This window comes from Janthinobacterium algoris, from assembly GCF_051380935.1.
In the GTDB taxonomy this organism is placed as follows: domain Bacteria; phylum Pseudomonadota; class Gammaproteobacteria; order Burkholderiales; family Burkholderiaceae_D; genus Janthinobacterium.
This window is the reverse complement of record NZ_JBNYXZ010000005.1, coordinates 178631-201503: the sequence shown is the minus strand read 5'-3', so window position 1 is coordinate 201503 and position 22873 is coordinate 178631. Positions and strand designations below refer to the sequence as shown.

The 22873-nt window shown below is 61.8% G+C and carries 22 protein-coding genes and 1 riboswitch; of the genes, 12 read left to right on the top strand and 10 right to left on the bottom strand.

The window, feature by feature from the left end; genetic code table 11:
• Positions 1 to 4 precede the first annotated feature (4 nt).
• The 5 genes from ACQ4W7_RS09635 to ACQ4W7_RS09615 form a co-directional block, all read right to left on the bottom strand.
• The gene (locus ACQ4W7_RS09635) at positions 5 to 1333 is read right to left on the bottom strand and encodes an ATP-binding protein (RefSeq protein WP_426070512.1); all 1329 of its coding nucleotides are present in this window, start codon (positions 1331 to 1333) and stop codon (positions 5 to 7) included.
• A gap of 87 nt (positions 1334 to 1420) precedes the next feature.
• Positions 1421 to 2101 carry a hypothetical protein gene (locus ACQ4W7_RS09630; RefSeq protein WP_436530059.1) on the bottom strand — a complete coding sequence of 227 codons (681 nt, stop codon included), beginning with the start codon at positions 2099 to 2101 and terminating at the stop codon, positions 1421 to 1423.
• Positions 2098 to 3129, bottom strand: coding sequence for an MlaD family protein (locus ACQ4W7_RS09625; RefSeq protein WP_436530057.1), 1032 nt, complete (start codon positions 3127 to 3129; stop codon positions 2098 to 2100). The genes ACQ4W7_RS09630 and ACQ4W7_RS09625 overlap by 4 nt, the downstream gene beginning before the upstream one ends.
• Positions 3130 to 3184: 55 nt before the next feature.
• Positions 3185 to 4000 carry an MlaE family ABC transporter permease gene (locus ACQ4W7_RS09620; RefSeq protein ID WP_152254685.1) on the bottom strand — a complete coding sequence of 272 codons (816 nt, stop codon included), beginning with the start codon at positions 3998 to 4000 and terminating at the stop codon, positions 3185 to 3187.
• A gap of 72 nt (positions 4001 to 4072) precedes the next feature.
• Positions 4073 to 4939 (bottom strand): LysR family transcriptional regulator, encoded by an 867-nt coding sequence (locus ACQ4W7_RS09615; RefSeq protein WP_426070509.1) that lies wholly within the window; start codon positions 4937 to 4939, stop codon positions 4073 to 4075.
• A 120-nt stretch (positions 4940 to 5059) separates the two neighbouring features.
• Here ACQ4W7_RS09615 and ACQ4W7_RS09610 point away from each other — a divergent pair, with 120 nt between their 5' ends.
• On the top strand, positions 5060 to 6430 hold the full coding sequence (locus ACQ4W7_RS09610) for an MFS transporter (protein WP_436530055.1): 1371 nt from the start codon (positions 5060 to 5062) through the stop codon (positions 6428 to 6430).
• Positions 6431 to 6445: 15 nt separating this feature from the next.
• On the opposite strand, the gene ribB is transcribed toward ACQ4W7_RS09610, so the two are convergent.
• Positions 6446 to 7093 (bottom strand): 3,4-dihydroxy-2-butanone-4-phosphate synthase, encoded by a 648-nt coding sequence (gene ribB / locus ACQ4W7_RS09605; protein ID WP_046683947.1) that lies wholly within the window; start codon positions 7091 to 7093, stop codon positions 6446 to 6448.
• 95 nt (positions 7094 to 7188) lie between these two features.
• Positions 7189 to 7339, bottom strand: a riboswitch (FMN riboswitch).
• A 185-nt stretch (positions 7340 to 7524) separates the two neighbouring features.
• Between ribB and ACQ4W7_RS09600 the strand changes: the two genes are divergently transcribed.
• The 5 genes from ACQ4W7_RS09600 to ACQ4W7_RS09580 all read left to right on the top strand — a co-directional run bounded on the left by ACQ4W7_RS09600 (position 7525) and on the right by ACQ4W7_RS09580 (position 14468).
• Entirely contained in the window at positions 7525 to 10368 is a 2844-nt protein-coding gene (locus ACQ4W7_RS09600; RefSeq protein WP_436530052.1) for a M16 family metallopeptidase, read from the top strand.
• 95 nt (positions 10369 to 10463) lie between these two features.
• On the top strand, positions 10464 to 10661 hold the full coding sequence (locus ACQ4W7_RS09595) for a hypothetical protein (protein WP_010399555.1): 198 nt from the start codon (positions 10464 to 10466) through the stop codon (positions 10659 to 10661).
• Positions 10662 to 10804: 143 nt separating this feature from the next.
• Positions 10805 to 12397, top strand: coding sequence for a methyl-accepting chemotaxis protein (locus ACQ4W7_RS09590; RefSeq protein WP_436530050.1), 1593 nt, complete (start codon positions 10805 to 10807; stop codon positions 12395 to 12397).
• 82 nt (positions 12398 to 12479) lie between these two features.
• Positions 12480 to 13349 (top strand): ThiF family adenylyltransferase, encoded by an 870-nt coding sequence (locus tag ACQ4W7_RS09585; RefSeq protein ID WP_436530048.1) that lies wholly within the window; start codon positions 12480 to 12482, stop codon positions 13347 to 13349.
• Entirely contained in the window at positions 13350 to 14468 is a 1119-nt protein-coding gene (locus tag ACQ4W7_RS09580; RefSeq protein WP_436530046.1) for a nitroreductase family protein, read from the top strand.
• Positions 14469 to 14546: 78 nt separating this feature from the next.
• On the opposite strand, the gene pepA is transcribed toward ACQ4W7_RS09580, so the two are convergent.
• Positions 14547 to 15380, bottom strand: coding sequence for a flocculation-associated PEP-CTERM protein PepA (gene pepA / locus ACQ4W7_RS09575; RefSeq protein WP_426070503.1), 834 nt, complete (start codon positions 15378 to 15380; stop codon positions 14547 to 14549).
• A gap of 415 nt (positions 15381 to 15795) precedes the next feature.
• Here pepA and ACQ4W7_RS09570 point away from each other — a divergent pair, with 415 nt between their 5' ends.
• From ACQ4W7_RS09570 to ACQ4W7_RS09555, 4 genes are all read left to right on the top strand, one after another.
• Positions 15796 to 15969 (top strand): hypothetical protein, encoded by a 174-nt coding sequence (locus ACQ4W7_RS09570; RefSeq protein WP_426070502.1) that lies wholly within the window; start codon positions 15796 to 15798, stop codon positions 15967 to 15969.
• A gap of 239 nt (positions 15970 to 16208) precedes the next feature.
• Positions 16209 to 16346: a hypothetical protein gene (locus ACQ4W7_RS09565; RefSeq protein WP_166674638.1), complete on the top strand. Its 138-nt coding sequence runs from the start codon at positions 16209 to 16211 to the stop codon at positions 16344 to 16346.
• A 129-nt stretch (positions 16347 to 16475) separates the two neighbouring features.
• Positions 16476 to 16844: a hypothetical protein gene (locus ACQ4W7_RS09560; protein ID WP_426070501.1), complete on the top strand. Its 369-nt coding sequence runs from the start codon at positions 16476 to 16478 to the stop codon at positions 16842 to 16844.
• Between the two features lie 75 nt (positions 16845 to 16919).
• Positions 16920 to 17378 (top strand): acyl-CoA thioesterase, encoded by a 459-nt coding sequence (locus tag ACQ4W7_RS09555; RefSeq protein ID WP_034750191.1) that lies wholly within the window; start codon positions 16920 to 16922, stop codon positions 17376 to 17378.
• Positions 17379 to 17462: 84 nt separating this feature from the next.
• Here the strand turns inward: ACQ4W7_RS09555 and ACQ4W7_RS09550 are convergent, their stop codons facing one another.
• The 3 genes from ACQ4W7_RS09550 to ACQ4W7_RS09540 all read right to left on the bottom strand — a co-directional run bounded on the left by ACQ4W7_RS09550 (position 17463) and on the right by ACQ4W7_RS09540 (position 21731).
• The gene (locus tag ACQ4W7_RS09550) at positions 17463 to 18869 is read right to left on the bottom strand and encodes a DEAD/DEAH box helicase (protein WP_426070500.1); all 1407 of its coding nucleotides are present in this window, start codon (positions 18867 to 18869) and stop codon (positions 17463 to 17465) included.
• 560 nt (positions 18870 to 19429) lie between these two features.
• The gene (gene fabI / locus ACQ4W7_RS09545) at positions 19430 to 20218 is read right to left on the bottom strand and encodes an enoyl-ACP reductase FabI (RefSeq protein WP_436530043.1); all 789 of its coding nucleotides are present in this window, start codon (positions 20216 to 20218) and stop codon (positions 19430 to 19432) included.
• Between the two features lie 103 nt (positions 20219 to 20321).
• On the bottom strand, positions 20322 to 21731 hold the full coding sequence (locus ACQ4W7_RS09540; RefSeq protein ID WP_436530041.1) for a transglycosylase SLT domain-containing protein: 1410 nt from the start codon (positions 21729 to 21731) through the stop codon (positions 20322 to 20324).
• A gap of 339 nt (positions 21732 to 22070) precedes the next feature.
• On the opposite strand from ACQ4W7_RS09540, the gene ACQ4W7_RS09535 reads away from it, so the two are divergent.
• Both ACQ4W7_RS09535 and ACQ4W7_RS09530 read left to right on the top strand, forming a co-directional pair.
• On the top strand, positions 22071 to 22643 hold the full coding sequence (locus ACQ4W7_RS09535) for a DUF1415 domain-containing protein (protein WP_426070868.1): 573 nt from the start codon (positions 22071 to 22073) through the stop codon (positions 22641 to 22643).
• Entirely contained in the window at positions 22643 to 22837 is a 195-nt protein-coding gene (locus ACQ4W7_RS09530) for a DUF1289 domain-containing protein (RefSeq protein ID WP_426070497.1), read from the top strand. Before ACQ4W7_RS09535 ends, ACQ4W7_RS09530 begins: the two co-directional genes overlap by 1 nt.
• Positions 22838 to 22873 lie beyond the last annotated feature (36 nt).

Here is a 22873-nt window from a genome sequence, read left to right as displayed (position 1 = left end):
AAGGCTAGGGCGCTGCCTGGGCCGCCGGCGGCGATACGGGCAGGTGCACGGTAAAGCGCGTGCCGCGGCCCACGTCGGACGCGACCTCGATGCGCCCGCCGTGCTTGTTGACGATGCCGTACGAGAGCGACAGGCCCAGGCCCGTGCCGCTGCCCACGGCCTTGGTGGTGAAGAACGGCTCGAAGATGCGGTTCAGGTGCTCGGGCGCGATGCCGGCGCCCGTGTCGCCGATCTCCACCCATACCCAGCCGTCTGCATGGCCCGTGCGGATGCTGATCACGCCGTCGCCGCTGATGGCCTGGCCCGCGTTGACGAGCAGGTTCATGAACACCTGGTTCAGCTGCGAGGCGAGGCACAGTATCGGTGGCAGCTCGCCATACTGTTTTTCGATGCGCGCCTTGTATTTCAATTCGTTGGCGACAATGTTCAGGGTGCTGTCCAGGCCTGCATGCAGGCTGGCAACCTGCCAGTCCGTCTCGCCCACGTGGGAAAAATCCTTCAATGCCTGCACGATGTCGCGCACGCGCTTCAAGCCATCCATCGATTCGCGCACCAGGTCCACCATGTCGTCCTGCAGGAAGCCCAGGTCGGCCTGCGCGCGCACTTGAGCCACGCGCGCAGCCAGGGCCGGGCCGTCGAGCGCCTCGCGCATCGCCGCTTCGTACTGGCCGATCACGCCGAACAGGGTGCCCACATAGCCTTGCAGCGAACTCATGTTGGAGTTGACGAAGCCGATCGGGTTATTGATTTCATGCGCGATGCCGGCCGCCAGCTGGCCGATGGACGCCATCTTTTCCGATTGCAGCAGCTGGTCGTGCGCTTCCTGCAGCTTGCTGATCAGGAGTTGCTGCTCTTCGCCGCGCGCTTGCAGCATCGCTTCCATGCGCTTGCGTTCGGTAATGTCCGTCAGCGAGCCGATCACCTCGAACGGCACGCCATGCTCGTCGCGCACCAGGCGCAGGCTGTCGTGCATCCACAGATAGCTGCCGTCGTGCACGCGGAAACGGTACTCATAGGCGCGCGCGCCTTCGACGAAGATCTGTGCCAGGCTGGAAAAGATGCCGGGCGCATCGTCGGGATGGATGTGGTCGAACCAGAAATTCGGGTCGGCCACCATCTCCTCGGGCTGGTAGCCCAGCACATTCAAGGCATTGTTGCTGACAAAGGTCATCTTGAAATCGCCGCTGGGCACGGTGCAATAGATGATGGAGGGTGTATTGTCGAGCAGGTATTGCAGGCGCACGGCCGTGCCGGCCGACGCATCTTCGCCAGGAGCTGCCCCGGCATGCCGGCCGGCATCGGGAGTGGAAAGGTCGAAATCCTCAAACTGCATGGTCTTACCTCGCTGCCTGCACGGCATGGATGTCATGCTGGCTCGATTATGCCTGATTCTGCCTAGCTTGGGCCGTCATCTGCATGCTCAAGGCGCCAGCGGCTGTTCCACGATTGCCATGCGCCTGGCGATGTGCTGCGCCGCCTGCGTGTCGCCCGCCTGTTCGGCGCGCAGGCGCTGCACGCTCAGCCACGCCAGCAGCGGGCGGCGCCAGCCCTGATCCGAGGCGGTGGTCACGGCCGTATCGAGCAGGTCCGGCGTGGCGCGGCTGGCGCGCAGCAGCACGCCGGCCGCCACCAGCTGCGACAGCGGGTCCTTGATGGCCGCCACGGCGCTGGCGGCGGCCGTGTCCGAGCTGGCGCTGGCGGCCGCCCGCTGCGCTTCCGGCAGCAGGGCGATGTCGGCCGGCTGCACCTGGCCGGCCAGGTAGGCCGCATACGCGCGGTCGGCGGCACCGGCGTCGGCGCGCATGGCGTCAAAGCCGGCACAGTCCTCAAAGGCCAGGCTGGCCACGCGCGCAGCGCAGCGCAGCAGTTCGATGCGCGCCACCAGTTCGAGCTTGCCCGTGCCGGCCACCTGGCTGCGGGCGCGCCGCAATTCCGTCTGTTCGACCAGGGCGTTGCCATTCAAATAGGCCGCTTGAAACCGTTCGATGGAACTTTGTGCATTCATTTTCCAGTCCGGCACAGGCGGGCCGCTAGAGCATGCGGCGAGCGCAGTGCACAACAATGCGGCCAGGGCGGACAAGGTGATATTGCGTTTTATCATGGCAGTTTGATCTCCGGATTGCGCTTGAACGGCCATTTGCGGTTGATTTCATTGACCAGTTGCTCGACCTTGCGCAGATTGCTTTCCACGTCGGCGCGCAACGGGCCCAGGTCGGCTGTCGCCGCCTTGGCGTTGGCGCCCACGGCTTGCGCCTCGACCAGCACGGCGTCGACTTTTTTCAGGCTGGCGCGCGTGTCGGCCAGCAGGGCGTTCAGTTGCACGATGGTTGCTTGCGCATCCGTCATGACGCCTTTTTCACCGAAGACGCGCGTATCGGCATTGGCCACCAGGCCATCCGTGCGGCGCGCCAGCTGGTCTGCCGTGATTAACAGGGCGTTGGCCCGCTCGACCAGCAGGCGCGATTGCTTGTCGTCGCCCGTCAGCAAGCCCATGGCGCCGCCCGGCCCGCTCAGCTTGCCCGTCACGGCCTGCACATTGCGCAGGGTGCCGTCGAGGGCGGAATCGCTGCCCGTCAGGCTGGCCACGTTGTTCAGCAAATCCTTTGCGGCGGCCAGCAGACGCGGGATTTCCGCCGCCATGTCGCCCACCAACAGGTCGCGCGTGGCGTCGTCGGGCAGCGGCGGGTCTGTCAGGATGCCGCTGTAGGCGCGCAGTTTGGCGCCGCCCACGATGCCCCGTTCCAGGGTGAAGATGGAGCTGCTGCGCAGCCAGTGCGCATCCTTCCTTGGCACGTCGATGATGACGCGGGCCTTGCCGTCCGGCGCCAGTTCGATGCGTTGCACGCGGCCGATGGGAAAGCCGGAAAAGGTCAGATCGGCGCCCACGCCTACTCCGTCCGAATCGTCGGTCGTCAGCACCAGCGTTTGCGTTGCCTCAAAGGCGCCGCGCGCATACATCAGGTAGACGACGGAGCCGACCACCAGCACGAACATGAAGACGAGCAGGATGGCTGCCTTCAGTTCGGCGTGACGCACGGGCGGCGGGGCGGGCAGGATGGCATCTTGCGTGAGACCGGCGGGCGCCGTGACGTCGACCTGGTCGGGATTGGGGGGCTGGCTCTGGCTCATGGATTCTGGCTCTCATATGGGTGGTTCGGGATCGCTGGCGGTGGCGGGCGGGGCATCAGTAGTAATTGCCCATCAGCGAAGCCACTTCGATCAGCAGGATGACGGAAAACAGGCGCAGCATCTCGGACAGGCCGTGCGCGGCCCACAGGCGGTTGCGCCGGCCATGCGGCTCTTCGGGGTAGTAGGAGGAGGCCAGCGGGATCAGGGCCACGGCAAAGCTGAAGAAGATGACTTTAAGCATCAGGATCAGGGCCACGGCCGGATTGAAGATTTGCCCCACCACGCGCGTGTAGCCCTGCAGCGCCCACGGCGTAAAACCGTAGATGGTGAGGTAGGCGAGGATCAGCGAGGTGACGCAGCTGACGATGGCCAGCATCCATACGGCGAAGATGCCGGACATGACGCGTGGAAAGTATTCGCGGCGCAGCAGGTCGACGCCCTGGCGCTGCATGGTATCGAGCATGCCGGAAGAGCGCATTTGCGCGAACGCAATGCCGTCGGGCAGGGTCAGGCGCAGTGCGACGAACAGGGCGGCCGTCAGCGGGATCAGTTCCAGCACCAGCACGCGCACCACCATTTCCAGCGCATAGCGCGACAGGCCGTAGCTTTGCGCGCTGACGACGACGATGCGGATCAGCACCAGGCTGACCAGCGCGCAGGCGACGCTGAACCACACCAAGTTGGGCGCCGTGTTCGTCACCAGCCGGTGCGCGAGGATGGGGCGGTTGTCGCGGTTATAGCTCGATGGCGACAGGGCCAGCGAAAACACGAGGATGGCGAAATGCAGCATGCGCCACCAGCTGACCAGCCAGGCCATGGTGGCCCGGTGCAGGCGGCGCAGGCTGATGATGAGGGAGACGGATAGGGTCATCATGGCATCTTAACATTGGATGCGGTCGAGACAAGCGATTCCCTGGCCGTGCAACCGTGCGCGGCTGGCCCGCTATTGGCCCGCCACGCTGGCAATGATGGCATCGGCCGCCGCGCGCACGCGGGCAGAACGGTTCAGGTCGGCGTGCATGACCAGCCATATGTCGTACGCCTCCGCCCGCTCGGGCCAGATGCGTACCAGTTGCGGGTCGATATCGCCCAGGTGGGTGGCCAGCTCGGCCACGCCCAGGCCCGCGCGCGTGGCTTCCTGCAGCATCGCCGCCGAGTTCACTTCCATGGCGACCCTGGCGTTGGCGACGGGCTCGCCGGCGATTTTCTCCCCATGACGGGGCGTTACGGAATGGTGGTAAATGACGATGTCGTGTCCGGCCAGCGCCGTGCCGCGCACGGGTTCGCCCCGTTCCGCCAGGTAGGCTTTTGAGGCGTACAGGCCCAGGCTGCGCTTGACGAGGTGGCGCGAGATCAGGTCCGGGTCGGTCGGGCGCACGCCGCGCACGGCCAGGTCCGCTTCGCGCCGCGTCAGGCTGGCCAGTGCGGGCGCCACGTTGAGCACGATGCGGATGTCCGGATGGGCCGCATGCAGCTGCTGCATGGCGCGGATGACGAAATGGCTGGCCATGGTGTCGGTGGTGGCCACGCGCACCAGGCCGGACAGGCGGTTGTCGACGCCCTGCATGTCTCTTTGTAGCTTGTCGGCCGCCCGTTCCATCGCTTCGGCGGCCGTGAGCGCCAGTTCGCCGGCTGGCGTGGGCACGTAGCCCGATGGCGTGCGCAGGAACAGGGTGGCGCCCAGGGAGCTTTCCAGCGCGGCCAGGCGGCGCCCGCACGTAGCCTGGTCGATGCGCAGCAGGGTCGCCGCGCCGCGCAGGGTGCCGGCGCGGCCGATGGCGAGAAAGATGCGCGCGTTATCCCAATCCATGAGTGATTTCCATTTCGTGTTTGTGATGCATTTTTGCATCGCAGCGCCGATTTTATGCCTGTTTACTGCATCATGCAACGCTCGCATAATGACTGCCCCGCTGTCCTTGCAAGGAAAACCATGTCTGCCCCCACACCACGCCGCGCCAACGGCTTGATCCTGCTGACCCTGGCCTTCGGTTTCGTCATGGCCATGCTTGACGTCACGGCCGTCAACGTGGCGCTGTCCGATATCGCGCTGGACCTGGCCATACCGCTGACGGGCCTGGTGTGGGTGGTCGACGGCTATACGCTGACGTTTGCCGCGCTGCTGCTGGCCGGCGGCGCGCTGGCCGACCGCTATGGGCCGAAAGCCGTGTACCAGGGTGGCCTGGGCTTCTTCATCCTCGGCTCGATCCTGTGCGGCGCCGCGCCCGACGGGCATTTCCTCACGGCGGCGCGTTTGTTGCAAGGTGCCGGCGCGGCCCTGTTCATGCCCAGTTCCCTGAGCTTGTTGACGCACAGCTTTGACGACGAGCGCGAACGCACGCGCATGCTGGGCGCCTGGTCGGCGCTGGTGGGCGTGGCGGGCGCGTCCGGCCCCCTGATCGGCGGCATCCTCGTGCACCAGTTCGGCTGGCGCAGCGTCTTCTGGGTGAATGTGCCGCTGGGCGTGCTGGCCATCGTCATGGCGCAGCTGCTGCTGGTCGCGCCGGCGCGCCAGCCGCGCGATTTATCGCTGTTCAGTCATGCACTGGGCGTGGCGGCGCTGGCGGGCCTGAGTTTTGTCTTGATCGAAGGCCCCGTGCTGGGCTGGCTGTCGCCGGGCGTGCTGGCGGCGGGGACGCTGGCGCTGCTGTCGGCCTGGCAGTTGCTGCGGCGCGAGCGCAGCGGCAGCCATCCGTTGTTGCCGCGCGCACTGTTTCGCAACAGCAGCTTCGGTGCGGCCAATGGCGTAGGCTTTTTGATCAATTTCTGCGTGTTCGGCCAGCTGTTTTTACTCAGCCTGTTCCTGCAGCAGTCTGGCGGCGCCGATGCCTTGCAGTCGGGCTTGCGCCTGCTGCCCATGATGGCGGCCTATACTGTAGGGAATTTCCTGGCGGGCGGAATCGCGGCGCGCCATGGCACGCGCTTGCCGATGTTGCTCGGCTTGCTGGTGGGCGCCGTGATGGCGCTCTTGCTGATGGGCTTGCGTCCAGATACGCCCTATGGCTTGCTGGCGCTGGGCACGGCCGTCATGAACGTGGCCATCGGCATCGCCATTCCCGCCATGACGGCCACCGTGATGCGGGTGGCCGGCAAGCAGCACGCGAACAGCGCGGCGGCGGCCCTGAATGCAAACCGGCAAATCGGCGCCCTGGTGGGCGTGGCCCTGATCGGCAGCATCCTGCACATGGTGCAGGACTGGTCGCTGCGCTTGCCGCTGGCCTACGCGACGATCGCCGTCGCATATGGCCTGGCGGCGTGCCTCGTGTACAAACAGGTACATTTTCCCAAGGCCGCAGCCGCCTGAAGCGTTATTGACGCGTTATTGCTCGCGCGTGCTGCGCCACTCCACCAGTTCTTCGATGGTCAGGATCGGCATGCCATGCAGTTCGGCGAAGCGTTCGATATCGTCGCCGCGCATCATGGTGCCGTCCGGGTTCATCAGCTCGCACAGCACGGCGGCCGGGTTCAGGCCCGCCATGCGCGACAGGTCGACGGAGCCTTCCGTGTGGCCACGGCGCTCGAGCACGCCACCGGGCGCGGCGCGCAGGGGGAAGACGTGGCCGGGGCGCACCAGGTCGGCGGGCTTGGCATTCGGGGCGATGGCGGCGCGGATGGTGGTGACCCTGTCGGCGGCCGACACGCCTGTCGTGACGCCGTCGCGCGCCTCGATGGATACCGTGAATGGTGTGCCGTAGCGGCTGCCGTTGTCGGACGACATCGGCGGTAATTCCAGCGCGCTGACGACGTCCGTCGGCAGGCATAGGCAGACGATGCCGCTGCATTCGCGGATCAGCAAGGCCATGGTTTCGTGCGTGAGTTTTTCGGCAGACAGGATCAGGTCGGCTTCGTTTTCACGGTCGAAATCGTCGAGCAGGATGACGGGAATGCCGGCGCGCATGGCGGCCAGGGCGGATTGGATGCGACCTTCCAGGTCGTTGGAAAGCAGGGTATAGCTGTTGACTAACATGGTGAAACGCTCCTCGCATAGGCGAAAAACGCTGCAGGGCAAGCGAATAGACGCAGCAGGCCGCATCGACAGGTCGATCGGACATCGCGTTTACTGCACATCTTCTTTCATCCGGACTATACCGTCGGCTCTGGAGTCACACCAGATCTGCTGACCCTGTCAAACGACGTTTGACAAGCGCTCGCGGGCTTGACCGTTGCCGGTCTTACCGCCGGTGGGGAATCGCACCCCGCCCCGAAGACGTATTGTTGTGCCGGTCCACATGACCGGCGGCAATACTTTAGCACAATTGAAAGAAGCTGGCAGGGCACTGCTGAGTTTGTTATCCGGCAAAGTTGCCAGGGCAAAGCAGGTTTTCCTAAGCTGTTTTTAATGGCGGAAAGACGATTTCAGTGTAAGGTACGCTTACTGAATCTTACCGTTGAGAATACATGAAGCTGAGTAAATTACGCCTGATCTCGGGCGCCGTCTTGCTGGCGTGCGCCTGCATGGCCCAGGCAGAAATCCGTTTGACCGATCCCCTGCCGGTGGCACCAGAAGTGACCGTCGGAAAATTGCCGAATGGCTTGACCTATTACATCAAGAAAAATGCCCGTCCCGCCCAGAAAGTGGAATTGCGCCTGGTGGTGAAAGCCGGTTCCATCCTGGAAGACGATGACCAGCAAGGCCTGGCGCATTTCACGGAACACATGGCCTTCAATGGCTCCACGCATTTCAAGCGCAATGAGTTGATTTCCTATTTGCAATCGATCGGCGTGAAGTTCGGCGCCGACCTCAACGCCTACACGAGCTTTGATGAAACCGTGTATGTGCTGCCGATTCCCACGACCAAAAAGGACAACCTGGAAAAGGGTTTCCTCGTGCTGGAAGACTGGGCGCATGGCTTGAAATTCAATCCGGCCGACATCAACAGCGAGCGCGGCATCGTGCTGGAAGAGGCGCGCCTGGGCAAGGGCGCCGGCGACCGCATGAACAAGGTCTTGTATCCGAAGCTGCTGAATGGGTCGCGCTATGCGGAACGCATGCCGATCGGCAAGGAATCCGTCTTGAAAACCTTCAAGCCGGAAGCCATCAAGCGTTTCTACAAGGATTGGTACCGTCCCGACCTGATGGCCGTCGTGGTGGTCGGTGATGTGGAGCCGAAACAGGCTGAAAAGCTGATCCAGCAGCATTTCGGTAAGCTGAAAAACCCCGCGAAACCGCGTCCGCGCCTGTATGCGGAGGTGCCGCAGCGCGCGCAGACGGAAGCGCTGGTGATCACTGACAAGGAAGCGCCGGACAACACGGTCTTCATCCGCTACCCGATCCGCGCCGCGCAGGAGCCCGTCACCATTGCCGACTACCGCCGCCAGATGATCGAAAATCTGTACGGGCAAATGCTCAGCGCGCGCATGCAGGAATTGACGCAGCAAGCCAATCCCCCGTTTATTCAGGGCGGCAGCAGCATGGGCAAGCTGGTGCGCGGCTATGAATCGTTCAGCGCGTATGCCTTGCTGGGCAAGGGCGGCGTGCAGCCTGCTGTCGATGCGCTGGTGCAAGAAGATGAGCGGGCGCGCCGCTTCGGTTTCAGCCAGGATGAGCTGGACCGCGCGCGCAAGGACATGCTGCGCAACTACGAGCGTGCGTACAGTGAGCGCGACAAGTCTGATTCGTCCGGCTTCGTGGCCGAGTATTCGCGCAACTTCCTGGAGCAGGAAGCCATGCCCGGCATCGCCAATGAATTGCGGTATGCGCAGGAACTCTTGCCGCAGGTAACTCTGCAGGAAATCAACGAGACGGTGGCCAGGGTGATCCCCGACCAGCAAAAGAAACTGGTGGTCTTCATGGGCGCCGAGCCGAAAGCGGGTGATACGGCCTCGGTTGTGCCGACGCAGCAGCAGTTGCTCGACGCGGTAGCGCAAGCCGAGCGGCAGAAGGTCGAGCCGCGCACGGAAAAAGTCCTGGCCAGCAAGCTGATGGATGGCCCGCCGGCAGGCGGCAGCATCGTCGCTGAAAAGTTGCATAGCGCCATCGGCATGACGGAGCTGACCTTGGGCAATGGCGTGCGCGTGCTGCTGAAACCGACGGACTTCAAGAATGACCAGGTGCTGATGGGCTCGACCCGTTTCGGCGGCCAGTCCCTGTTTGGCGACGCCGATATCTACAACGCCCGTTATGCCAGCGCCGTGGTCGGCAGCATGGGCTTGAAGGACCTGGCGCCGCTGGACTTGCAAAAAGTTCTGGCCGGTAAGACGGTTAACGTGGGCGCTTCGCTGGGCGAACTCAGCGAAGGCTTTGGCGGCTCGGCCAGCAGCGCCGACGTGGAAGCCATGTTGCAACTGGTGACGCTGTATTTCCATGACGTGCGCAAGGATGCGGGCCTGTACCAGTCCTTCATCGGCAAGCAACAGGACCTGGCGAAAAACAGCATGGCGCAGCCGGAAGCCGTGTTTTACGATGCCGTCCAGCACGCCATGTTTGGCGACAACCCGCGCGTCGATGGCGTGCCGCGCGCGGCCGACTTCGACAAGGTGGGCCTGGACCGCTCGCTGGAGATCTTCCGCCAGCGCTTTTCCAGCGCGCGCGACATGACCTTCATCTTCACGGGCAGCTTCGAGCTCGACAAGATCAAGCCGCTGATCGCCAGTTACCTGGGCACCTTGCCCGTGGCGGAGGTGCCGCACGCCTACCGCGACGTGGGCATGCGCCCGGTGGCAGGGATCGTCAAGAAGGATATCTACATGGGCAGCGAGCCCAAGAGCACGATTTCCATCACCTTCAATGGCAACGTGGCGTATTCGGACGAGCAAAAGCTGACCCTGCAGGCGCTGGGCGAGGTGCTGAACCTGAAAGTCATCGAAGTGCTGCGCGAAAAGATGAGCATGATCTATGGCGGCGGCTTTGAAACCTCCATGGGCCAGCATCCGTATGGCCATTATTCGGTGGCGCTGAACTTGCCGACGGGACCGGAAAACGTGGACAAGGTGATCGCCGCCGCCTTTGCTGAAATCAACAAGATGAAGGCGGACGGGCCATCCGTGGCCGACCTGGAAAAGGTTAAGCTGAACTGGATCACGCGCCAGCAAAAGTCGCTGCGCGAAAACCGCTACTGGATGAGTCAGTTGATGGGTTCGGTAACCCAGGGGCGTGATCCCGCGCACATCCTGCGTTACCAGCAGCGCGTGCGCGCCATCACGCCGCAAGCCGTCAAACTGGCGGCGCAGCGCTACCTGGACATGCACAATTATGTACAGGTGGTGCTGTATCCGGAACGCAAAAACGTTGCAGCTAAGTAATCTTCATTGTTGAACTGCAGGGGCGGCAGTGTGGCGAAGCTGTTAAACTGCTGCTGATGAATGTGATATTGCAATTTAACAAGCAAGGAAATGCGATGGCTAAGAAAGAAGAACTTGATCCGGAAACCCTGGAATTGATCAACTGGTGTATCGAGGTTGAAGGCTTCCTCGTGGCCGGCGGCGCCACCGTGGCGCAGGCGCAGGACCATATCGAAGAGCAGGTCGAGTGGTTTACCGACCAGTTCTACGACGGCTTGACGCCGGAAGAGGCTGCCAAGGAAGCGCTGGCGTGATCCGTCAGTAACAAGCAAGTAGTAACAAAGCGGGCGGTGCCTGCCGGGCATCAGCCTGGTAGCGCCGCCCGCTTTGCTTTTGTAAAAAGATTTCCATCAGGAAATTGTTTATAATTCCACGCTTTATTGTTACCCAGGCTCCCATGACTCTCCGTTCGCGCATTCTCTTATTGTGTTTCAGCACCTTATTGGGCATCGTCCTCATCGCCTCGTTTTCCCTGTATTCCTTGCGCCAGACCATGATGGCCGAAAGGGTCGAGCAATTGACGGTGTTGGTGGAATTGGCCAACGCGTCGGTGGAAAAGGCGTATGCGCTGGAACAGTCGGGCAAGCTGACGCGTGAACAGGCTCAGCAACAGGCCAAGCTGGCCATCGGCAGCTTCGTCAAGGATGAGATGTATTACTTTGTGCGCGATTTCAGCACCGACTTGCTGTACGTGCATCCGAATCCCTCGCGCATCGGCACGCCGCAAAAGAACATGCAGCAGTCGGGCGACCGCTACCGGACAGCTCTGGCCAATAGCCGCATCGGCCTGGTGCAGGCGAACGGCACGCGTCCCGGCGTGACGGACCCCGTGGCGAAGATGTATGCGGTGGTGAAATTTGCGCCCTGGGACTGGCTGATCGGCACCGCCACCTACATCGATGACATCAACCACAAGTTCTGGGCCCAGGCCGGCGTACTGCTGGCCATTGGCGGCGCGTTGATGCTGGTGGTGGGCGGCTTGGCGGCCTTGATGCTGCGCCGCATCCTGGGCCAGCTGGGCGGCGAACCCGACTATGCAGCGGCCATCGTGGCGCAAATCGCCAAGGGCGACCTGACCACGCACATCGATACGCGCCCGGGCGACACGGACAGCCTGTTGATGGCGATCAAGGCCATGCGCGACAACCTGGCGCACCTGGTGAGCCAGGTGCGCAACGATGCCGATGCCATTTCCACGGCGTCGGGTGAAATCGCTTCCGGCAACCATGACCTGTCGGCGCGCACGGAGCAGCAGGCGGGATCCCTGGAAGAAACGGCCTCGACCATGGAAGAAATGACCTCGACAGTGCGCCAGAATGCGGACAATGCGCGTCAGGCCAACCAGCTGGCCATTTCGGCCTCGCAAGTGGCGAGCCAGGCGGGCAGCGTGGTGAGCCAGGTGGTCGACACCATGGGCGCCATCAATGCTTCGTCGAAAAAGATCGGCGACATTATCGCCGTCATCGACGGTATCGCCTTCCAGACGAATATCCTGGCCTTGAACGCCGCCGTGGAAGCGGCGCGCGCGGGCGAGCAGGGCCGTGGCTTTGCCGTCGTCGCCAGTGAAGTGCGCAACCTGGCGCAACGCTCGGCTGCGGCCGCCAAGGAGATCAAGCAATTGATCGACAGTTCCGCCGAGCAAGTGGGCGCCGGTGAAAAACTGGTGGCGCTGGCGGGCGAGACGATGGAAAAAGTCGTTTCCAGCGTGCATCATGTGACCGATATCGTGGCCGAAATTTCCTCGGCCAGCGCCGAGCAGAGCGCCGGCATCGAGCAGATCAACCAAGCCATCGTCGAGATGGATAACATGACGCAGCAAAACTCGGCTCTGGTCGAGCAGGCTTCGGCGGCGGCGCAGGCCATGAACGAGCAGGCAGCCGGACTGGCGCAGATCGTCAGCGTGTTCAAGGTGGACGCAGTGGCGCGGCACACGGTGGCGCCCTCGCGCGCGGCACCGGCAGCGGCAGCGCAGCGCCGTCTGGCGCGCTAAGCTGTCGTCATAGCGGGAACTTATCGCCCGCCCGTCTGTCAAACCATTCTTGATCCTTTGAGGATGCACAGAAGAGGCCAGCATGACAGACGGTTTTTCCTATCAGGCGGCATTTTACCGCAACCTGGGCTGGGTCACGCAGGCGGAGCAGGACAGCTTGCGCGGCAAGCGCGTGGCCATTGCCGGCATGGGTGGCGTGGGCGGGGTGCATTTGCTAACCCTGGCGCGGCTGGGCATCGGCGCTTTTCACATCGCCGATTTCGATACTTTCGATATCGCCAACTTCAATCGACAGGCCGGCGCCATGATGTCCACCCTGGGCCAGCCCAAGGTGGCGGTGCTGGCGCAGATGGCACGCGATATCAATCCCGAACTGGAGATTAAACAATTTCCTGACGGCATACATGACAGCAATCTGGCCGAGTTTTTTGCCGGTGTCGACCTATATGTGGACGGCCTGGATTTCTTTGCCTTTCCCGCGCGCCAGGCCACCTTCGCCAGCTGCGCGCGCCTGGGTATACCCGCCATCACGGCCGCGCCGCTGGGCATGGGCACGGCCGTGCTCAGCTTCATGCCGGGTGGCATGACGTTCGAAGCGTATTTTGGCTGGGGCGACTTGCCAGAAGAGGAAAAAGCTTTGCGTTTTCTCGTCGGGCTGGCGCCGGCCGGCTTGCACGGCCCTTACCTGGTCGACCCGTCGGCCATCAATCTGACGGAGCGGCGCGGGCCGTCGACCATCATGGGCTGCCAGCTGTGCGCGGGCGCGGCCGCCACTGAGGCACTGAAAATACTCTTGAAACGCGGCAAAGTGATGGCGGCGCCGCACGGCATGCATTTCGACGCCTACCGCAACAAGCTCGTGCATACCTGGCGTCCCGGCGGCAACCGTCATCCGCTGCAACGGCTGACGATGGCCATCATCAAGCGGCGCCGTGCCGCGCAGGGGGCGTAAATGGCGCAAGCACTGCTGATCGCGCAGATCGATTCTGTGCTGGAAAACATCCTCGACCAGGCGCGCTGGGCGCCCAGCGGCGACAATACGCAGCCGTGGCGCTTTGAAATCGTGGAGCAGCGCCATGTCGTCGTGCATGGCTTCGATACGCGCAGCCATTGCGTGTACGACCTCGACGGCCATCCCAGCCAGTTATCGCTGGGCGCCTTGCTCGAAAGCATGGCACTGGCGGCCAGTAGCCATGGCTTGCGCATGGAAGCACGCCGGCGCGGCGGCTTGCCCGATACCTTGCCCACGTTTGACGTACGCTTTGTTGATAATTCCGGCATGCTACCCGACCCGCTGGCGGCATTCTTGCCGCAGCGCAGCGTGCAGCGGCGACGGCTCAGCACGCGCCATCTGCGCGCCAGTGAAAAGGCGGCGCTGGCGGCCAGCCTGCCGCCTGGCTACGCTGTGCAATGGTTCGAAGGCTGGCGCGCGCGCCTGGCCTGCGCGCGCCTGATGTTCGACAATGCGAAGCTGCGCCTGACCATGCCCGAAGCGCACAAGGTGCATCGTGACGTGATCGAATGGGGTGCGCGCTTCAGTAGCGACCGCATCCCGGAGCAGGCGCTAGGCGTCGACCCGATGACGGCGCGGCTGATGCGCTGGGTCATGCACAGCTGGCGCCGCGTGGACTTTTTCAATACCTGGCTGGCGGGCACCATTGCCCCGCGCCTGCAGATGGACTTGCTGCCAGGCCTGTATTGCGCCGCGCATTTCGTGTTGCTGGCCGATGCGCCGCCGCGCCATATCGACGATTACGTGGCGGCGGGCCGCGCCATGCAACGCTTCTGGCTGACGGCCACGCAGCTGGGCCTGCAGTTGCAGCCGGAACTGACGCCGTTGATCTTTGCCCGTTATGTGCGCGAACGGCGGGCCTTTTCGCGCACCGACGGCATGCTGGAGCTGGCGCAGGAACTGGCGGTGCAATGCCAGGCTGTGCTGGGTGCCGTGGTGGTCGAGCGGGCCGTGTTCCTTGGCCGCATCGGCGCCGGCCCGGCGGCCCAGGCGCGCTCCTTGCGCCGGCCGCTGCAAGACTTGCTGGTGGCGCCGGTCGACGCGAGGACGCATGCGTGAACGGCATGCGTTTGCTGGCTGCCGCAGCGAAAAAAGCCGCTGAGGACATCAGCGGCGCTTAAACTGGATGATCGCATGTCAAGCCTGGCGCTGCTTGTTTTGCTGGCGGCGCGCAGTCATGCCCAGGCCAAACAGGCCGATACCGAGCAGTGCGATGGTGCCTGGTTCAGGTACAGCTGCTTGAAATAATTCCAGACCGCCGCCGTCGGCCATCGCGATGAAACTGTTGGTCAAGCTGCCACCGATGAAGCTGTTCGTATTCCCGCTGAGGGACTCCAACGGAAAAAACGGGTTGGGGTTGACGAAAAACAACTGTCCTTGCGGCGTCAGCGTGGCATTAAGCAAGGCCTTGAAGTCGCCTTGGGCCAGGCCGGCGAAAATGTGTGCTTCGCCCAGGTCGAGCGTGTAAGTCACGATCGCATAGTCGTCCCCGGCGATACCACCGACATTCACCGGCGAGCCTGCTACGTTACTGACCGATAGTGACGTGTCCTGGTTGGGGTCGATGTACAGCGTCATGGTCAGGCTTTGAAAGGTAGCGTGGATCCCGCCAGCCAGAGTGTTCGACTGCCCGGTGATGGTAAACAGGCCATATATGCCATAGCCATTGAGGGCGTTCAGTTGCGATGGTATGCTGCCGCCAGTGGGACTGCCGAAAGCGGCCTTGCTCAAAAAGCCTGTTTGAGTGAAGGGATCGTTGCCACCACCCAAACCGCCAACGATGGTTTGTTCGACGCGTGCGTGATATTCAAAGCTGATGCGGTCGGCCACAACCAGATTGGCTGCGGTACCGGGGACGGAGCCTTCATTGACGGTAAACAAAGGACCAGCGAGTGCGGGAGCACTGATCAGCGCGGCGCCGATGGCGGCCGCGGACAGAGCGAAACGCAGGAATGAGGACAGCGGTTTCATAACATTTCCTTCAGCGTGAGGGTTGATCGGACCAGGTCACTGTGGCGGCTGCCTCAGATAACCTCATACGCCCTTGAAGCAGAATTTGTACCATGTAATATTTGTATTTAAATTCAACAGCTTATAAAAACAGGTATGCCGTTTTTTGCGTTTGTGTAAAAAAAATCGACGTTTGAAGCCACCTACACAGGCGCAGGCGTATTACAGCCGAGCTGGCCAGCCCAGGCTCTGGGGCGGCAGCATGGAAGACTCCTGTTTGTCTGATCTATAAAATATAAAAGACAGCAGGAGGCCAGGAAGATTTCTGGATTTCCCCTACCTAAGGTGGATAGAGCCTTTTTCCTGCGTGAATAGTGCTGCTCGCGGGCGCCAGTCTTTCCCGTCATCGGCTACAGTGGGGTAAAAGGAGGTCACCATGCAGCCACGATTCCGTCATGCCCCGCTGCGTGCGCACAGCACGCCTGAACCAGATATTCCGCCGCCGCCCGAAGGCGATCCGCTGACGCCGCCGCCTGAAAAGCCGCCGCACACGGATCCCGTGCCCGTCGAGGAACCGACGCCACCACCGCCGCCCGTCAAGATGGTCTGAGAGCAAGTCGTCGCGGATCTGAGCGAACCTGAGCGGCCACGCGCTGCCATGCGCTGTTTATTTCTAGTTGGAAATGGATTGCGCGGGCGGCGGGATCGCCACGCCATTTAAACAACAAATATGCCAATAAACGTTGCCTAGTGGATACAAATCAAGCGCTAACTGCTGTGTGTCATGCGGTCGTCACGATTCTGTTCTTATAATGAGACATCATAAAAATTCTTGTACAGGAGACCATCATGGGCAATTCCTTGCATAACAAAATCTACCTGGGCCGGCGCCCTGTGATCACCAGTAAAAACCTCGCAGCGCTGGCCCTGGCGGGCGCCGTGGCCGGTTGCGGTCTGGCGTGGCTATTGCTGCGCACCTACAAATAAGCGCGCTCCACGCGCATTTTCAGCACGCCGTCCGTGGGGCTGACGGCGACTGAATCACGTTGCCTGTTGCCGATGCGCAGCGGGGCGCGTACCATGGGGGCCGAACACCTGGCCTCTTATGGAAAAGTAATGAAGAACGAGAAATTAACAACCGATGAATATGACGCGCTGGAGCAAGTTGCACGCGGTATCAAGACCGAGCGCCCCAGTGCTTGCGTTGCCCGCAATGCCAAGCGCCTGTCCGGCCTGAAGCTGCTCAGCTACGCCCGCGACGGCCGCCTGTCCATCACCGAGAAAGCACAACAACTGCTGTTCCTGCGCCGCTGCATCATGGGTTTGCGCGCCGTCGCCGCCGATCCGCTGACCAAGCTGGACACGGAGGTGGCCTATTTCCTGGGCAAGAAAGCCCACATCGTGGCGCGCGCCGAAGGCGAGGGGCACGACATTTCAGACAAGGGCCGCGACTCGCTGGCCGATATCGATACCCTGGGCCTGTAAGGTCTACACCGGCCCCTGGGGCCGGTTTTCACATCCCCCTCACATCCCCCTTTGGAGAATACTTTGGACAGCGCGATGAACTGGTCGGCCCACGAACTGACGATGACGGTCTTGATGACGCCCGATATGGCCAACTTTTCCGGCAACGTGCACGGTGGTACCATCCTGAAATATCTCGATAGCGTCGCCTACGCCTGCGCCAGTCGCTACTCGGGCAGCTATGTCGTGACCCTGTCCGTGGACCAGGTGATGTTCTTGCAGCCTATTCACGTGGGTGAGCTGGTGACGTTCCTCGCCTCGATCAATTACACGGGCACGACCTCGATGGAAGTGGGCATTCGCGTGGTGACGGAAAACATTCAGCAGCGCCTGGTGCGCCATGCCAATAGCTGCTATTTCACGATGGTGGCCGTGGATGCCAACCGCAAGCCGGTGGCCGTGCCGCCGCTGGTGCTGGAGACGCCGGAGCAGCATGCGCGCTTCGAGCAAGCCAAGCTGCGCAAGCTGTCGCGCCAGAAGGTGTCGAAGAAGTAAATGCGCCGGGCATAAAAAAACGGCCACCAGAGTGATCTGGTGGCCGTTTTTATTGCCTGCCGCCTCGACGGCGGTGCGCCGTGATTAACGGTCGCCGTAGCTGCGGCGTGCGCCGTCGGTGCTGCGCGGGTTGGAACCCTTGTAGCCGCCGCCGGTGCTAGGCGCGCCATCTTTGCGTGGTGCGCCCGGCTTGCTGAACGTGCGTTGCGCTGGCTTCGCGCCGCCACGGTTGTCGCCTGGTTTCCAGCCGCCTGGACGGGCGCTCGAACGCGGTGCCGACGCCGTTTTCTTAGGTTCGAAACCTTCGATGACATTGACCGGGATCAATTGCTTGGTGAAGCGTTCGATGCGCTTGACGTTCATGCCTTCAGCGTGGTTCACCAGCGAGATGGCCAGGCCATTGCGGCCAGCGCGGCCGGTACGGCCGATACGGTGGACGTAGTCTTCCGGGAACTTCGGCAGATCGTAGTTGAACACGTGGGTGATGGTTGGCACGTCGATACCGCGGGCGGCAACGTCGGTGGCGACCAGCACTTTGACCTGGCCGCGACGCATGCCGTCCAGGGTGCGGTTACGCGCGCCCTGATGCATGTCGCCGTGCAAGGCGGCAGCCGAGAAGCCGGCGATGTTCAGGCGGTCGGCAATGGTGTCGGCGTCACGCTTGGTGGCGGTGAATACAACAGCCTGGTCCAGGGTTTCGTCGCGCAGCAGGTGGTCCAGCAGGCGATTCTTGTGCGACAGATCGTCGACGAAGTGGACGCGCTGGGTGATGTTTTCATGCTTGTTCGACGAACCGGCGATCTGGATGACCAGCGGGTTTTTCGTGATGCGGCGGGCCATGTTGCCGACGACGCCGTCCAGGGTTGCCGAGAACAGCATGGTTTGACGGCCTTCTGGCGTCGCGTCCACGATTTTTTCAATGTCGTCGATGAAACCCATGTCCAGCATGCGGTCGGCTTCGTCCAGCACCAGGATTTCCAGTTGCGAGAAGTCGATCTTGCCCGAGTCCATGTGGTCGATCAGGCGGCCAGGGGTGGCGACCAGAATTTCAGGATTCTTGGCCAGCAATTGCATCTGTTTAGGGTAAGGCATGCCACCCAGAATCGACACAGCCTTGATGCGGCGGATGCCGGTGCTGTACTTGTCGGTGTTGGTGGTCACTTGCAGTGCCAGTTCGCGCGTTGGCGTCAGCACCAGCATTTTTGGCTGGGCAGCCTTGAAACGTGGACGCTCGCCGCGGGCGCGCGATGCTTGCATTTCCTGGTTTGGTGTCTTGCCGGCGGCGCTTTGTTCGGCGATGGCCAGTTTGTGCAGCGACGGCAGCATGAAAGCTGCGGTCTTGCCCGAACCGGTCTGCGACGAGACCAGCAGGTCACGGCCTTCGATCGCGGCTGGAATCGCTTGCGACTGTACCGCGGTTGGCGCGGTGTAGCCCGATTCGGTCAGAGCGGCGATGATGGACGGATGCAGGCCTAAGGATTCAAATGTCATTCTTTTCTTTCGTAAAAATCAGCGTTCTTGCAAAAAGCAGAACGCAAAATAGCAACGCCAACCAAAACGAAATGACTCAACTAGAAAGAAATTTCGGCACAAAAGCTTTGCGCCGGGACGGTGTCAGGTGCGACACACAAGGCGGGAGGGCTTTATAAGCGGCATCCTGTGGATGCGCTAAGGCTTGCGAAGCTGCTAAGTTTGTAATTGCATGTAACTGCGGTGTTGCCATCGCTTCAAGCGAACATATTGCAGCGCACAACGACACTATACCGTATTTGCCGCCGTTTTGCACGGCCTAAATGGGAAGAAACGACAGTCCTACCACGTTTCAAACATGTTTCCTATGTGAAATCAGTAGGATTACGTAGTTTTCCGCCAGTCAGGCAAGCATGGCAGCCATCATCGTTACAAGGGCAGTGAATCTTGCCCCAGGCTTAGCTGTTGCCCACTGCGGCACGCCAACCCTGGCTTTCCGCGTGGCGCAGTGCCGCTTCGATTTCTGTCCTGGGATGCGAGGAGCGTGCCATGCGAGGCCTCCAAGGTGGGCCATCACCGCATCACTCTACTTCGGGATTGACGGCCATCACTTGCGAAAAGCCGCCATCGACGTAGGTAATTTCGCCCGTGATGCCCGACGCCAGGTCGGACAGCAAAAAGGCGGCCGTGTTGCCCACTTCCTCGATAGTGACGTTGCGGCGCAGCGGGGCGTGCTCGGCCACAAAGCCCAGTAGTTTACTGAAATCCTTGATGCCGGTGGCGGCCAAAGTCTTGATGGGGCCGGCCGAGATACCGTTGGCGCGGATGCCGCGCGGGCCGAGCGATTCGGCCAGATAGCGCACGGACGCTTCCAGCGACGCCTTGGCCAGGCCCATGGTGTTGTAGTAGGGCACTGCGCGCATGGCGCCCAGGTAGGTCAGGGTCAATACGCAGGCGCCCGGATGCAGCAGGGGCAGGGCGGCCTTGGCCATGGCGGGAAAACTGTAGGCGGAAATATCGTGCGCGATGCGAAAGCTGTCGCGCGACAAGCCGTCGAGGAAGTCGCCGGCGATCGCCTCGCGCGGCGCAAAGCCGATGGCGTGCACGAGGCCGTCCAACTGTTCCCAGTGCCTGGCCAGGTTGCTGAAGACGGCGCTGATTTGTTCATCGCTGGAAACGTCGCAGTCAAACACCAGTTCGCTGCCGAATTCGGCTGCAAACTCCGTGATGCGCTCCTTGAAGCGCTCGCCTACATAGGTGAAGGCGAGGGTGGCACCTTCGCGGTGGCAAGCCTTGGCGATGCCATAGGCGATGGAGCGGTTCGACAGCAAGCCCGTGATGAGAATTTTTTTGCCTTGCAAGAAAGCCATGACGACTCCTGTCTGGGTGGGTGGGCGGGGTGGGCGGATGTACAACCGGCCGCGACAGCAAAGCTGTGGCGGCCGGTGGCGTGTCTCGATAAGGACCAGGCGATCAGTGGCGCGCTTTTGCCCGGCTATTGCTACCGCCGCGCTGGATGCGCGGTTTCACCAGAGAAATTGGCGCAGCTTGCACCTTGCCGCCCTTGGCGACGCGGCGCAATGCTTTGGCGGCCCGTTCCGGACGGTCCGCTTCCAGCAGCATGGTGGCGCTGTCGGCGATTTCCTGGGTGATATCCTTGTTTATCGTGGCCGAGGTTTTCGGCACGAGGATGGTGGAGCCGGCACGCAGGCTGGTGCGCTGGGGAATATTGTTGGCCTGGCGCAGCACGTCGGCCGTGGTGCCGAATTTCGATGCCAGGGTTTCGATGCGCTCGCGCGCATTGGTGATCTTGTGCGTGGTCCAGCTTGACAAGGCATGGCCCCAATGCGCCAGGTTGGTAGTGAACTTGGCGGCGTTTTCCTGCGGTAACAAAATCTTGGTCTTTTCACCGCCGATGATGACGGGGCGGTTAAATTGCGGATTCAAGGCCTTGAATTCATCCATCGACAGTTCTGCCAGTTGGGCGGCGACGGTGATGTCGATGTCGCTGGTCTTGTCGATGGCCGTGAAGTAGGGCTGGTTGTCGACCACGGGCAGGGTCAGGCCGAACTGGGCCGGATTGGCGATGATGTTTTTCACCGCTTGCAGCTTGGGCACGTAATTACGCGTTTCGGCCGGCATCAGGTCGGCCAGGCTTTCGAAATCGGTGGGTTTGCCCAGCGCCTGATTTTTCTTGATGGCGCGCTGTACCGAGCCTTCGCCCCAGTTGTAGGCGGCCAGCGCCAGTTGCCAGTCGCCAAACATGTCGTACAGGCGCTGCAGATACGTCAGGGCCGCATCGGTCGAGGTCAGCACGCCGCGGCGCTCGTCCTTGAACATGTTTTGCTTGAGGTTGAAATCGCGTCCCGTAGCGGGCACGAATTGCCACATGCCGGCCGCACTGGCGCTGGAGAACGCTTGCGGGTTGAAGGCGGACTCGATGAACGGTAGCAAGGCCAGTTCCGTCGGCATGCCGCGCTTTTCCAGTTCCTGTACCACGTGGAAGATGTAGCGCGACGCGCGCGCCGTGGTGCGGGCGATGTGGTCGGGGCGGGTGGCGTACCAGTTGACGTGGTTCGTTACCAGTTGGTTGTTGATGTCGGGAATCGCATAGCCGCTGCGGATGCGGCCCCAGATGTCGGCTTCGCGCAGCGGATCGGAATTGTCGCTGAGGTTTTTCAGCAGACGATCAGTCTTTTGCAGGCGGTTGTCGAGGGTGGGGAGTTTTGCCGTGACCTGGGCGGTCATCGGGATCAGGGCCGGTGCGGTGGCGACTGGTGCGTTATCGCTCTCAACACCGGCTTCGTACGCCTGGCTGAGGGCGGGCGCAAGCGCCAGGGCCAACGCCGCCAGGACGGTAGATTTAAAGGAGTTTTCGTGCATAGTGTTCCATTGTTGTCGTCGGAGAAACATCGGACAGACCCATGATTAAGCTGCGAGTGTACGTATATCCACATGCCGGAGTCAAGAATTATGTCAGCCTGATGACAGAAAATACGCGGTAATAAGTGGCAAGCGGCTGGGTTTCCATTCGCAAATGCTGTCATTACTACAAATTTAATTTGCCCAATGCGTGATTCGACCGTTGTTATAGCATACATGGCGAGGAGGCTGGCGCAAGCTTGGCAGCCGTTCAGTATGAGACTGCGCAAAGAGTGCGTACAATTTGGCTTTGGCCGGCCATTCAGTTGCCGGCCGCCATATTGATAGAGAGTCATGCATATGAACACCCCGCCGCGCCACGACGACGACAACGCCGTCATCATCGCCAATACCGTTGCCTGGCTGGAAAAGGCCGTGATCGGCCTGAACCTGTGCCCGTTCGCCAAGGCCGTGCACGTCAAGAAGCAGATCCGCTATGTGGTGTGCGAATCGGGCAATCCGGAAGATTTGCTGGCGATGCTGATGGACGAGCTGCAAACCCTGGCCGACACGGACCCCGAGCAGCTCGACACGACCTTGCTGATCCACCCCTACACCTTGAACGATTTCCTCGACTACAACGAGTTCCTCGATGTGGCCGATGCGGCCGTGGAAGACATGCACCTGGCCGGCGAACTGCAAGTGGCCAGCTTCCACCCGAACTACCAGTTTGCCGAGACGTTCGAAGACGACATCAGCAACTACACCAACCGTTCGCCGTACCCGACCCTGCACCTGCTGCGCGAAGACAGCATAGCGCGCGCCGTCGAGGCATTTCCGGAAGCGTCGGAAATCTTTGACAAAAATATTGCTACCCTGGAAGCGTTGGGTGTCGAAGGCTGGGAAAAGCTCGGCTTGCCGAAGGTGGCCTGATGGCTGACAAGGACTTGCCGCCGCGTCCCGATACGCCCTGCGTGGCTGTCTGCTCGACGACGTTCGATGAAGTCTGCCGCGGCTGCGGGCGCAGCGTAGTGGAAGTGGCCCACTGGGTCTCGATGACGGCTGAAGAAAAGGAAGTGGTGTGGGTGCGCATTCTGGCGCAAGGGTATCCGCGCCGGAATACTTGAATAGCGACGCGATAGAGCAGTATCCCTCTATCGCGT

Coding starts and splice junctions, on each gene's coding strand:
- ACQ4W7_RS09595 (WP_010399555.1), top strand. CDS start 10,464: ATGGCTAAGAAAGAAGAACTTGATCCGGAAACCCTGGAATTGATCAAC.
- fabI (WP_436530043.1), bottom strand. CDS start 20,218: ATGGCTTTCTTGCAAGGCAAAAAAATTCTCATCACGGGCTTGCTGTCG.
- ACQ4W7_RS09630 (WP_436530059.1), bottom strand. CDS start 2,101: ATGATAAAACGCAATATCACCTTGTCCGCCCTGGCCGCATTGTTGTGC.
- ACQ4W7_RS09580 (WP_436530046.1), top strand. CDS start 13,350: ATGGCGCAAGCACTGCTGATCGCGCAGATCGATTCTGTGCTGGAAAAC.
- ACQ4W7_RS09600 (WP_436530052.1), top strand. CDS start 7,525: ATGAAGCTGAGTAAATTACGCCTGATCTCGGGCGCCGTCTTGCTGGCG.
- ACQ4W7_RS09560 (WP_426070501.1), top strand. CDS start 16,476: ATGAAGAACGAGAAATTAACAACCGATGAATATGACGCGCTGGAGCAA.
- ACQ4W7_RS09610 (WP_436530055.1), top strand. CDS start 5,060: ATGTCTGCCCCCACACCACGCCGCGCCAACGGCTTGATCCTGCTGACC.
- ribB (WP_046683947.1), bottom strand. CDS start 7,093: ATGTTAGTCAACAGCTATACCCTGCTTTCCAACGACCTGGAAGGTCGC.
- ACQ4W7_RS09555 (WP_034750191.1), top strand. CDS start 16,920: ATGAACTGGTCGGCCCACGAACTGACGATGACGGTCTTGATGACGCCC.
- ACQ4W7_RS09625 (WP_436530057.1), bottom strand. CDS start 3,129: ATGAGCCAGAGCCAGCCCCCCAATCCCGACCAGGTCGACGTCACGGCG.
- ACQ4W7_RS09530 (WP_426070497.1), top strand. CDS start 22,643: ATGGCTGACAAGGACTTGCCGCCGCGTCCCGATACGCCCTGCGTGGCT.
- ACQ4W7_RS09620 (WP_152254685.1), bottom strand. CDS start 4,000: ATGACCCTATCCGTCTCCCTCATCATCAGCCTGCGCCGCCTGCACCGG.
- ACQ4W7_RS09565 (WP_166674638.1), top strand. CDS start 16,209: ATGGGCAATTCCTTGCATAACAAAATCTACCTGGGCCGGCGCCCTGTG.
- ACQ4W7_RS09635 (WP_426070512.1), bottom strand. CDS start 1,333: ATGCAGTTTGAGGATTTCGACCTTTCCACTCCCGATGCCGGCCGGCAT.
- ACQ4W7_RS09590 (WP_436530050.1), top strand. CDS start 10,805: ATGACTCTCCGTTCGCGCATTCTCTTATTGTGTTTCAGCACCTTATTG.
- ACQ4W7_RS09540 (WP_436530041.1), bottom strand. CDS start 21,731: ATGCACGAAAACTCCTTTAAATCTACCGTCCTGGCGGCGTTGGCCCTG.
- pepA (WP_426070503.1), bottom strand. CDS start 15,380: ATGAAACCGCTGTCCTCATTCCTGCGTTTCGCTCTGTCCGCGGCCGCC.
- ACQ4W7_RS09615 (WP_426070509.1), bottom strand. CDS start 4,939: ATGGATTGGGATAACGCGCGCATCTTTCTCGCCATCGGCCGCGCCGGC.
- ACQ4W7_RS09570 (WP_426070502.1), top strand. CDS start 15,796: ATGCAGCCACGATTCCGTCATGCCCCGCTGCGTGCGCACAGCACGCCT.
- ACQ4W7_RS09550 (WP_426070500.1), bottom strand. CDS start 18,869: ATGACATTTGAATCCTTAGGCCTGCATCCGTCCATCATCGCCGCTCTG.
- ACQ4W7_RS09585 (WP_436530048.1), top strand. CDS start 12,480: ATGACAGACGGTTTTTCCTATCAGGCGGCATTTTACCGCAACCTGGGC.
- ACQ4W7_RS09535 (WP_426070868.1), top strand. CDS start 22,071: ATGAACACCCCGCCGCGCCACGACGACGACAACGCCGTCATCATCGCC.